Below are 11858 nucleotides of genomic sequence, written 5' to 3' on the forward strand. Positions count from 1 at the left end.
TACAGTAAAGATGGCGTTTTTTATGGTGTGAGATGTAGAAACAATGAATTTCAAGATAACGTGAAACTAGCCTTGATTTTTTTCATACTATAAGGTGGAGGTGGAAAAATGCCAAGAGTAAAATACCGTGATGCAGACGTTGCTTTAATGGCAAGGATGATGAGGGCAGAAGCTGAGGGTGAAGGTCAACAAGGTATGCTTTATGTGGGCAATGTCATTGTAAATCGTGCAGTGGCGTCCTGTTTAGACTTCAATGATGTAAGAACGATTGAGCAGGTTATTTACCAGGTACAAGGTGGAAACTATTCTTTTGAAGCTGTTCAAAAAGGCAATATGTTTTACCAACGAGCGAGAGAAACGGAAAAAAGATTGGCGAAACAAAACTTAGATTTTTGGCGAGAGCATCCAGCAAAATACGCACTCTGGTACTTCAATCCATATGCACCATGTCCCCCAACATGGTATGGTCAGCCGTTTACAGGACAATTTAAGAATCATTGCTTTTATGAACCTGCTCCAGATACTTGTGCCAGTGTATATATGGGATAAGGTTTTTTGACTTTTAATAACCTACATTCACAAGTTTAATAACGTACTACTACAATACAAAGCCAAACGTGTTAATTGACTATAAATCGCCATATGTAAAGAGGCTGAAGGAATAGATGCGAATCTAGTTCCTTCAGCCTTATGCTAGCTCTTATTTTTTAATCGTTACATATTTGCTATAAACATACCCCGACTTATTATTATAAGATATCTTATACCAGCCTTGTATTTCCTCTAAAATTGTAATTTCGGTATTCTTTGAAATTGTCCCATATACTTTTCCTGAGTTCGATGGCTTTGAACGAACATTTAAGTGATAAGCCGTAACAATCCCTTTAAGTGATTCTGGCTGAGTAATAGTTGGCTTCGATTTGTCTGGTGCTGTCTTACTTGGATTCACCGGTTTTTCTACTGGCTCATCTTTAGGTTTATTCAATGCTTTTACCAGCTTTTGATAAAATTCACCTGACGTTTTTACCCCAGTAAATTGGCTAGCATCTACTTTTGCTTTTGTTGCTAGCATTTTTATTTCTTCTTCTGTAATCAAAGCTTTAACATTAATCGATGCTATATTTGTATATTTACCATCTTCCGTTGTAGGAATGGCTAAAATATCTTTATTGATTAATTCAACAACAGCAGCACGTGCAGGCGATTTCATATCGACACCAACGATTTTCCAGTTATGCTGGATCACTGGCTCATACACGCCGTTCATCTCTTCTTTTAGATATCGAATGGCTAGATTACGGATTGTACCGCCTGTTTCTCCATAGGCACTTTCTTCTTTAGAAGACCAAATCATATTAAACTTACGCCCTTCAAGTGCCTGACCTTTTGATACAAGAAAATCCATCCGATAAGAGTTCATACCAAGCTTTAAGTTGTCTTCTAGCTTAATAGGGGTACCATCTAATTTGCGTAGATTTTTTATTCTGTTACCTGGCTGCTCAGTTAAATCGATGTCATATTTTACATTTCCGAAATAATCATTCGTACTATATTTAGAGGAACGACGCGTTTTATCAAAACTAATCGTCACATCTCCATCTCGTGTGCTATTAAAATAGCCAACTGCCCATTCCATATAATCTTTTAAATCTTTGCCCGTTACTTCATAAACTGATACTTCTCCACCAGCAAATTGATAATTATAGGCGATATCCTTTTTCTTAATAGGACCTACATCCAATGAAGCTTTGTCATTATCAATCTGATGTGCTACCACATCTGCCTTACTATAATGCAGCATGACCTCATGGAAAAAATCTGATAAAGGTGTTTCTTGGATGTGTACAGCTGGTATACCCTTAATTTCATTTTTGGGAACAAGATTTGTTCCTTTAAGCTGTGCTACTTCGATATTAGCATCTTCACGTGCATACTCATGGTATGGCTTCAACGTTTTTTCTAGGTCTTTATCCGATTCAACAAAGGTCCCGTCTTCATTCTTTACTGGAATAGTTGAAGCATCTTTTTCTTTAAGCAACAATTTCTCACCTTGGCGAGTAAATGTTAAATCAATTCGTGAAATATGTGTTCCATATTTATTAGGCTCTGTTATAAAAACACCGTTCACTTCTTCTTTATTTATCAGTACATGATTGTGTCCTGCAAAAATAGCAGCTAGTTCTGGTACGGCATTAGCCATTTCCTTCACACCCGTTCCTGGAACACCATTTTCATTTTCCAATCCCATATGCATAAGGCCAATCATGACATCTACTTTACCCTCTAATTCCTTAACTGCCTTTTTAGTCTCTTCTATCGGGTTTTTGACAACTAAACCATCAAGATGATTTGTCCCCTTCTCATACTCTGTAATCAAAGGTGTAACCATGCCAATAACCCCGATTTTAACCCCTTCACGCTCAATAATTGTATATGCAGGTAAATAGCGTTCGCCATTTTCTTTATAAACGTTCCCAGCAAGTCTTGCTCCATTAAATTGACTGGAAACTTTATCTAATACATCCAAACCAAAATTAAACTCGTGATTACCATATGTCCAAGCTTCATAGCCCATTTCATTAACAGCAACCATCATCGGTGACTGCGGCTGGTCATTAAACAATTCTGCAGAATTATCCTGTATTAAATCTCCATTTTCCAATAGGATGGTATTCGGATGATCTTTACGGATATCTTTAATAATTGTATATAATTGCGTTAAACTTCCTGTGAGATTTGGTCCATCCACTGCGTAATCCCAAGGCATAGAGCGGCCATGAATATCTGACGTAGCCAGGAGTGTAATATGAATATCTTTCTCTTCCCCTTGTGCATTGACAGGCGTTTGTGTAAAGACAATTCCTGTTGCCAGAATCAATACAGCCATACTTAGTATTGTTATAACTTGTTTCAATTGATTCATTTCCTAGTTTTCTCCCTTTTTATTCTGAATTTTAAGATTCCTAATCAGTGTAGCATTTATGGAGATGTCTAACCAGGTAAAATCTATCATAAAAGTAATATAATTTCATAAATTTAACAGATATTAGCGTAATTAAAGAGGAAAAAGCAATAGAAAATCGATATTCAACAAAAGTTTCACTCCCGTCCAATATCCCTATTTTAATAGGATTTATTTGATTCATCTGGATATGCTACAGCCACTCTCACACGTTTTTCCTTTAATAACAGGACTCCCATCAAACCAATGAAGGAGAATATAACAGGCGAAATGAAGCCATAGTAGTACCCATCACTTACATTGCCTGTGGCAGCTTGAAAGTAATCTAAAATATACCCAAAAATAATGGGCAGCAATGCGGCACTTAGAAAGCCCCCTGTATTGGCAAATCCAGAAACAATGCCTGATTCAGCTAAAGGAAAAGTTTGACGAACTGCCGCAAAGGTTAAAGCACTTGCACCATAGCCAAAGCCGATGATAAAGAACAGGACAATGAGCATGAAAATGGACGGATGCCCTTTCAATAAAAGAAAGGCAAACCAACTCGTTAAAACCGCAATATGCACAACAATATAGGGTCTCTTAATTGTACCTAAACAGCCAGCAATCCAGCTCATTAAAGGTGCTCCTATTAGTGCTCCGACTAGACCAATCATAATTAGCTGACTAGCCTCTGACCGTGACATCTCATACATATTGATCCCATATGGTACTGCCCACGAGCTAATAAAGCCAACATACCCGCCAACAACGCCAAAATGACAAAAAAATAAAGCCCATGCTTGCCTGCTTGAAAATATTCTTCGTAATAATTTGGAGCTTTTTTCACGTTTTAGTTCTTTAGTTATGCTTACAGGTTCCTTTGAAAAAATGCGTTTTGTGTTTTGTACGAGCACAAAATAAAGAAGTACACCACATAAGCATAGTAAAAGTCCTGTAGAGAAAAAGGTGATTCGCCAACCTAATAAAAAAATCAATGTAGCAAAAGGCACTGTTGCCAATAAGAAGCCTAAGCTCCCTGTCATACCTGCAAAGCCAATTAATCGGACAAACTCCTTTTTATGAAACCATTGTGCCAAAATAAGCACCATATTCACCCATATGGTGGCATCTCCTATACCAGTAAGTATTCTAGAAAAGAATAGAATGAATTCATGTGTACCTAGACTGTAAAGAATGGTTCCTATACCTGTAAGTGTGGCACCAATGATGAGGAAAAGGTTTGGCCCAAATCGGTCAGCTAGAATCCCCATCGGAATTTGCAAACTCGTGTACACAAAAAATTGAATACTCGTCAATAAGCCAATTGTCGAAGCCGTTACCCCAAAATCCTCCATCAATTGATCTGTAATTAACCCTGGAGCAGTTCGCTGACTTGCCATTAACAAATAGGTAAACAATACAGCAACAAACACAATCCATCTGTACTTATGTTGTTGTTTGTCCAATAATCACTACTCCTATTAGCTTTTATGTTATGTATATGAGTTCGAGGTCAGGATAAAACCTGCTTTTGAGGAAGCTTTAAAATTACGACAGAAAGAAAACGCACCCAGTCTACACTAAGTGCGTTCATGCTATATTATACTGCTGGCTGAGGCTGTTCACTGACATGTACTGCTGGTTGTCGGTCTTTCCAAGGCATGGCTTCCTCTAGCTGTCTACCTAGCTGTAATAACGTCAATTCATCTGCAAATTTACCTGTCATTTGTAGACCAATTGGTAGACCTGATTTACTTTCGGCTAAAGGTAATGATATGGAGGGCTGACCTGTAGCATTGAATAAATTTGTAAACGGTGCATACGTGAAAATTTGCTCTGTCCATTCAACAGCCGAAATGTTAGGATTGTTGGCATTTAATTCACCAATTTTAGCAGGAAGTGTGCCAATAGTTGGACTCAATAAAATATCATAGTCTTCAAAGAAGCCTGCTACTTGACGTGAAACGACCGCATTTGTATGAATAGCTTCCAATAAATCAGCCGCCTTTAATTGACCACCATATTCATAGCATTTCCAAATGGCTGCTTCAATATAGTCTGGAGAAACTGTTTTACCAGTGCCTGCTGCAGCCCCCTTAATCATTTGATAAATATTCGCTGTCCAAATATCGACGGTTGCCTTTGTGAATGATGCTTGTTCATATTTTGGACGCGCCTCCACTACCTCGTGTCCTAGCTCCTTTAAAACTTGAACTGTTTTATGAACCGCTTCTATACATTCCGGATCGACAAATGCCCCAGAATTTGTTTCAGTTGTCCAAGCAATTTTTAGCGGGCGCACTGTTTCCTTGATAAGTTGTCCATACGGTGCATGTGTTACTTCTAATTTGGAATAGCTCCCTAAGTCAGGGCCTGCTACTTGATCCAATAAAACAGCTGTATCACGAATTGTACGAGTCACAGCGAACTCAATGGCAATACCATTTAAAGGCTCGCTATTGAATGGACCAGCTGGAACTCTTCCACGTGTAGGTTTTAATCCCACTAACCCACTACAGGAAGCGGGGATACGAATAGAACCTCCACCATCATTGGCATGAGCGATTGGCACAATACCACTTGCAACAGCCGCTGCTGACCCACCACTCGAACCGCCTGGACTATAATTTAAATTCCACGGATTGCGCGTTGCACCATAAATAACCGCTTCAGTCGCTGCATTATAGCCAAACTCAGGTGTTGTCGTAGTACCAGCTAAAATCAAGCCAGCCCTTCTAAAGCGCGCCATTAATTCACTATCGACGGGTATAACCGTCTTTTCTCCAATACGACTCCCCATACTATGCGGAACACCCTCTGCATGTAACACAAGCTCTTTAATTAAAAACGGAACACCTGCAAACGGCGCATTTTCATCAACCTTCTCAATTGCTTTGTCAGCCTGCTCTTCTAACACACTAACAACTGCATTAATGGATGGATTGACTTTTTTTATTCCTTCTAACGCTAGCTCCTTTAACTCCTGTGGTGTTACCTCCTTTGATTTTACTAGCTCTGCCAACCCAATACCGTCATAGGATGCATACTCTTGTAAATTCATATTATCACCTCGTATAGTAGTAATCTTGCAACTATAATGTACTGAATATTCTAAATTTAAGATATTACCCGAAAGGATAATTCTGTTTTAAGTAGAATATAAATGCATAATAGAGAAATGAGGTGTTTTCATGTTTTTAGAAAATGATTTAGAAAACATTCTTAAAGCAAGCTATCATATTTCAAATATGAATGTGAAACAAAGCAATGAATGTTTTAAACATGAACTATTGCAAACAATTAGTCAGCATCTCGGCTATCACCATATGTTATTTTGGGAAATAGCAAATAATGAGCTAACCGCCCCTGTGCTTTTTAATATAGAGAGTCACACGATTAATGACTATTTACAAAGATATAAAAACTTTGATCCATTGCACCCCCAAAATATAAATACACAGCCTTCCATTCAGCTAATGAGTAGGAATGAAGTTATGTGCCTGCAAAAACAAACCCACTATAAAGAAGTATTTTTGAAAGAAAATCGCTATGAAGATGAAATGGCCATGTATTTAAGAATAGACAATAGGCTCGTAGCCGTTATTGGCTTTTTAAGGAAAACCGGAGAGAAGCTATTTAATGAAAAAGATATTTTAAAGTTAGTGTATTTGAAAAGAAATATCGAAAACATGTATTCCCTCCATCACTATTCACAGCCTTCCATCTTATTTGAAATGACAGAAAGAGAAAAAGAAGTTTTAAGCTTTGTTTTAAAAGGCTTAAAAAATATAGATATCGCCCAGCAATTATTTGTCAGTGAAAATACAATCAAAAAACACCTTCAAAACCTATATAGAAAGTTTCAAGTAACCAATCGTACCCAACTGCTGGCAAAGTGTTTGAAGTATATTGATCATGTTTAGTAGGGTCCTACATTGAATTCAAACATAGTATTATTAATTTGCTGATTAATTGGCATAAAACTATTTTTCCTCAGTAAAAAAACTGCCCCACCAATTGGTAGCGTGTGTCTAACGATTGGTGGGGCAGTTCTCATTTTAATTCTAACTATAGAGGCGCTCTTTTACTTAATTACTTTGCACTTTATACACTTTACTATCAAGCTGTCTATTTATTGCCTGCTGTAAAAATCGTGTGGCGGTAAATAGTTTTTCTTCATCAATATTCGTTTGAATGCCTAAACGATGCAGGAAATTTACTAAATCATTCGTTGACACATTGCCGCTTGCACCAGGGGCATAGGGGCACCCCCCTAAACCTCCAATAGCACTGTCGTATTTTGTAATCCCCAGCTCAAGTGCTGCAAATATATTGGCTAAAGCACGGCCATACGTATCATGAAAATGAAGGGCAAACAAATCACGATCGTATTGAGTGAGTAGCTCTGATAAAATAGCCTTTACTTGTACAGGATCTGCTACCCCAATTGTATCGCCTAGTGAAATTTCAGAAACGCCCATTGCTAGATAGGCATCAATGATTTCCTTCACTGTTTGAAGCTTTACTTCATCACCAAACGGACTGCCAAATACAGTTGAAATATAGCCTCTTAACGATATACCTTCACGATTTGCTGCTTCAGCTACAGCTTTTAAATTCTGTAAAGATTGGTTAATTGAAGCGTTTACATTACTTTGATTATGCTCCTCAGAGGCAGAGATAAATAACGCAATTTCATCAACCTTTTGTTGAATGGCTCCTTCTACCCCTTTCAAATTAGGCACAAGAGCTGCATACGTTATTTTTTCATGACGTGCGATTTGCTCGAATACTTCATGATGATCGGCTAAAGCTGGTATCCACTTGGGACTAACAAAAGAGGATACTTCGATATGACGGACACCTGTTTCACTTATTAAATTAATCCATTGCACTTTCAAATCAGTTGGAATAAAAATTTTCTCATTTTGTAAGCCGTCACGAGGACCAACTTCTCTTATTTCCACTTGTTTTGGTAAAGTCATCAAGATACACTTCCTTTAATTAAATGCCGAACAGCTGTAGCATAATCCAGCTTGATGCGTAGAATACCATGAATTGCACACCGGCCCCTACACCTAAAATACGATTTAATAAACCACCAACAGTTGCGACTGTAAATGTTAATACTACTCCTAGTAATTGTGCCTCGTTATAGGCAAGCAAAAATGCTAATCCGATGAACATGGCTACGATTGCTTCCTGGCTAATATATTTCAATACTAATACAGATGCTTTACGTGCATAATTCATCGCAAATGGATAAGCAATTAAAGCGGCTACACTAATACCGATTAACCCAAAAATGAAAAAGTCCCATGAAGACATTAGCGTGTGTAAGTTGTTAACTGGATCTACTGTAAAAATCGGTGGTGCATTAAATAATGGTGATGCTGGTCCAAGTGCTACTGGGCTTAACGGAATACCGAATGCAATTAATGGAATAATCGCTTCAGCTATATAAGTCGATTCCGTTACACCATTCATGACAGTAAGACTCGTTGTTGATTTCTTATAGGCACCTTTTGTACGAGAGCCTACAATTTCTCCCATCAATGACGTCATCCCAACAGGACTGAAGACAAATGTAAGGGAGGAAAGAAACGTTGTGATGCTCGTAAAAATGGTCTGCCTTTTCGATAAAATTTTAAATGGATTCGGGAAATAGCCTTTCCATGATTTCGTTTCGGGAGCAAGATTATATTGATTTGGCTTACTGCGTGCTAGATCATTTTTAGCAACGGAGGAAGCCGCCATTAAAATATTACAAAACATCGGTCCAATCGCAATTCCTAAAAAGAATGTAATACTTAAATGTTTATCCAGCATCGCGAAGCTAACGCTATCTAAAGCTTTAATGAAAAATGCAAATGGAATAATAATTAAAATACTTGCCCATTTTCCTTTTGAAAAGAATGCGATTAAAATTGCGGCAAGTGTAAAAATGATGCCTGATGAAGATTTAAAAAAGTCGGCAAATTGACCTAAAAACTGACCTAACAGTACAGCGGTTGGTAGGGCGATAAATGCACCGATAACACCGCCAGAAATCATTTTACGTAGTGCAACGTGCGGCATGCCTAAACGGCGTAATGTATTGGCATGATCGATCAACGGTACAGCCGTTGTATCCCCTGGAATGCCTAATAACGCAGTTGGGACAGCATGTGTTAAATGCTTAGCTAACACGCCCGCCATGAAAAAGGCGAATACCCCTTCAGGAGGCGCTCCCAGCAAAATAACTAGCAATGTAATTGGTACCATAATTGCTGTTTCATCTGTACCTGAGATAAGACCAATTATAGTAAAGATAGCTGCACCAAGAAGTGCAAATAAAAGAGCTATTACATAAATACTCATTTTTTATCCGCTCCTTTCAGGCCTTGTAAGCTAGAAAGAATGCCAAAATCCTCAAGCTCTTTTTTTGTCACCGGATCTTCCTCGATTAAGCGTATTTCCTCGTCTATATCAATTTGTAAATCCTCAAATGCTTCCTTTAAAGAATGACTAGATGCTTCATCTTCTACTAAAATACGTTTTGGTTTAAAAAGAATCGTATTAATAGCAACAACAATCAGAATACCTGTAATGCCTGTTAACAATGAATAGGAGTTAATCATTTGAGGGTCTGCAAACTTCGGAAAAAACCACTGGCCAAACTGATAGCCTAAAAAGCTTGCGGCAACGCTTAAAATAATTGAAATAATTAATTGATTACCAGAAACCGTGTCTCCTAAAATTTCAATAAACTTCTTTTCCTCTACATTTTTTTGCTCATTGTATGGAGTATTCGCCATGTATTATTCACCTCGCAGAGAGTTTGTAATCTCTAAAACACGATCATAACGGAAATCCTTCTCTTCTACCGCCTGCTGTACAACACGATCAATAATATCGCCTGTAGCCCCAGCCATAACAGCCAAGTTTTTCGCATGCAGACGCATATGACCAGATTGAATCCCCTCTGCTGAAAGTGCGCGTAAGCTTGCTAGATTTTCTACTAATCCTACTGCGGCAATGTAGCTTGCTAGCTCCTCTGCAGATTGCACATCCATAATTTTTAGCGCTGCTTTTGCAACAGGATGGGTCTTCGTAGCCCCTCCCACAATACCAACAGCTAATGGCAATTCCAACGTCCCAACAAGATTGCCTGCTTTATTCAGCTCCCACGTTGTTAAAGAACGATATCTACCAGAACGAGCAGCATAGGCATGAGCACCAGCCTCAACAGCACGTGTATCATTACCCGATGCTAATACCGCAGCTGTAATACCATTCATAACCCCTTTATTATGTGTGGCAGCCCGATACGGGTCAGCATCTGCAAATTCGTAAGCACTTACAATATTTTTCGCAATCTCTATCCCCCCGAGCATTTCTGTCGAGAATTCACCACGCGCACGAACAATACGCTTATCTGCTAAATTTGAAATAATCCGTAGCACAACTCGTCCATTTGTAATCCGTTCGATTAATGGTGACACAGATTCCGCCATCGTATTAACAGCGTTTGCCCCCATTGCATCCTTCGTATCAACGATTAAATGGACGACAACCATAGTTTCTTTTGCTGTGTCGATTAAGTGCACTTCTATATCCTTCACTCCACCGCCTAACTTGACTAACGTTGGATCCTTTTCATTACAATGCTCGATGATCTCATTTTTATGTTCAAAAATTTTCGCCCTTGCTGCATGAGGGTCCTCAATATTTAATACCTGAATCTGTCCACGCATAACTGTTCCCGAGCTGGAAGTAAAAATACCACCTAACTCATATGCTGCACGGGCCGCATTACTAGCCGCAGCAATTACTGACGGCTCTTCAGTAGCCATCGGAATAAATACCTCTTTGCCATTCACCTTAAAGTTGGCCGCTACCCCTAGAGGCACTGAAATATGTCCAATAACATTTTCAACCATTGCATCGGCAAGCTCTAATGAAATTCCACTTTTTAAAGCTTCAACTTCCTCATTGGTTAAATTTGATTTTTCAGCAATTAACTTAATTCGCTCTTCTACTGAAAGTAAATAAAATCCCTTAATACGTGAAGTCATCCCCATACCCCCAAAATTAAAAAAGTGTAATATAATTCAACTTAGTTGAATAACATTACACCAATTGTAAATTGTCTGAATAGTATTGTAAACAAGAAATTTGTATTTTCGATAATATTTACGTTTAAAGGAAAGATTTAATCCTCAACATAAATCGTTAATACCTTTGAATTCTCTATAGAATTGTTAATAAAGATATGCTCCTTTTTCCCAGAAAAATACGCAGAGTCCCCCTCTTCTAAATGGTAAAATTTATGATCGTATTTCAAGACGATACTACCCGAAATGACATAAATAAATTCATCATTATCGTGTGTATAAGGGGCTAAATTTTCCGCCCCATTATGTACAGTAACAATAGAAGGATTGATATTGCTCATATAGCTCTTATTCGCTAACAGCTCATATTGATAGCCAAGTTCATTCGTCTCAACAGTCTCATTGCGTTCTTTTTTCGAAACAATCGAAATACCATCAAATTGATCCTGAATAACAAACCAAGCCATTGGCACATCAAATATTTCCGCAATCTTAGACAATGTCACCAGACTCGGTGTCGCTTTGCCATTTTCTATTTTTGAAATATGACTTTTCGTTAAATTAATTTGCGAAGCTAAATCATCCTGAGACATTTTATTTTTCTTCCGCATCTGCTTTATTTTTACTCCAACTTCTAGTAAGTTCATCTATTCCAGTCCCCTCGATCATTTCGTTTTTTACAATAACTATACTATATTTTTAAATGATGGATCGAAAAATACGGGAGTATATTACTCCTTCATTGTTGTCTGTTCAATTAAATACAAAAGGATGTGCTGAAAGTTTCTCGACTTTTAGCACACCCTTATACCATTATA

At 38.0% G+C, this 11858-nt stretch carries 10 protein-coding genes; 2 read left to right on the forward strand and 8 right to left on the reverse strand.

The annotated features are described in order from the left end of the window. Window positions 1-108: 108 nt before the first annotated feature. Window positions 109-549 carry a cell wall hydrolase gene (locus tag MKZ14_RS17670; RefSeq protein WP_004228176.1) on the forward strand — a complete coding sequence of 147 codons (441 nt, stop codon included), beginning with the start codon at window positions 109-111 and terminating at the stop codon, window positions 547-549. A gap of 151 nt (window positions 550-700) precedes the next feature. On the opposite strand, the gene MKZ14_RS17675 is transcribed toward MKZ14_RS17670, so the two are convergent. The 3 genes from MKZ14_RS17675 to MKZ14_RS17685 form a co-directional block, all read right to left on the reverse strand. Beyond that, window positions 701-2923 (reverse strand): 5'-nucleotidase C-terminal domain-containing protein, encoded by a 2223-nt coding sequence (locus MKZ14_RS17675; RefSeq protein ID WP_339280257.1) that lies wholly within the window; start codon window positions 2921-2923, stop codon window positions 701-703. A gap of 200 nt (window positions 2924-3123) precedes the next feature. Further along, window positions 3124-4410 carry an MFS transporter gene (locus MKZ14_RS17680; RefSeq protein ID WP_339280258.1) on the reverse strand — a complete coding sequence of 429 codons (1287 nt, stop codon included), beginning with the start codon at window positions 4408-4410 and terminating at the stop codon, window positions 3124-3126. Window positions 4411-4544: 134 nt separating this feature from the next. Further along, entirely contained in the window at window positions 4545-6005 is a 1461-nt protein-coding gene (locus MKZ14_RS17685) for an amidase (protein WP_339280259.1), read from the reverse strand. 130 nt (window positions 6006-6135) lie between these two features. Here MKZ14_RS17685 and MKZ14_RS17690 point away from each other — a divergent pair, with 130 nt between their 5' ends. After that, window positions 6136-6867 (forward strand): helix-turn-helix transcriptional regulator, encoded by a 732-nt coding sequence (locus tag MKZ14_RS17690; RefSeq protein WP_312124120.1) that lies wholly within the window; start codon window positions 6136-6138, stop codon window positions 6865-6867. 165 nt (window positions 6868-7032) lie between these two features. Here the strand turns inward: MKZ14_RS17690 and MKZ14_RS17695 are convergent, their stop codons facing one another. The 5 genes from MKZ14_RS17695 to MKZ14_RS17715 all read right to left on the reverse strand — a co-directional run bounded on the left by MKZ14_RS17695 (window position 7033) and on the right by MKZ14_RS17715 (window position 11687). Then, window positions 7033-7929: a hydroxymethylglutaryl-CoA lyase gene (locus MKZ14_RS17695; RefSeq protein ID WP_339280260.1), complete on the reverse strand. Its 897-nt coding sequence runs from the start codon at window positions 7927-7929 to the stop codon at window positions 7033-7035. 19 nt (window positions 7930-7948) lie between these two features. Next, window positions 7949-9304, reverse strand: a complete 1356-nt coding sequence (locus MKZ14_RS17700; protein WP_004228168.1) for a tripartite tricarboxylate transporter permease — start codon at window positions 9302-9304, stop codon at window positions 7949-7951. Next, a complete protein-coding gene (locus MKZ14_RS17705; protein ID WP_131521180.1) occupies window positions 9301-9741 on the reverse strand; it encodes a hypothetical protein in 441 nt (146 codons plus the stop codon). The genes MKZ14_RS17700 and MKZ14_RS17705 overlap by 4 nt, the downstream gene beginning before the upstream one ends. A 3-nt stretch (window positions 9742-9744) precedes the next feature. Continuing rightward, complete coding sequence (locus tag MKZ14_RS17710) at window positions 9745-11001, reverse strand: hydroxymethylglutaryl-CoA reductase, degradative (protein ID WP_048394314.1); 1257 nt, start codon at window positions 10999-11001, stop codon at window positions 9745-9747. Window positions 11002-11138: 137 nt separating this feature from the next. Then, window positions 11139-11687: an XRE family transcriptional regulator gene (locus MKZ14_RS17715; protein ID WP_274770099.1), complete on the reverse strand. Its 549-nt coding sequence runs from the start codon at window positions 11685-11687 to the stop codon at window positions 11139-11141. Window positions 11688-11858: the final 171 nt, after the last annotated feature.

The sequence above is a fragment of the Lysinibacillus sp. FSL P2-0066 genome (assembly GCF_037969495.1).
Taxonomy (GTDB): Bacteria; Bacillota; Bacilli; order Bacillales_A; family Planococcaceae; genus Lysinibacillus; species Lysinibacillus boronitolerans.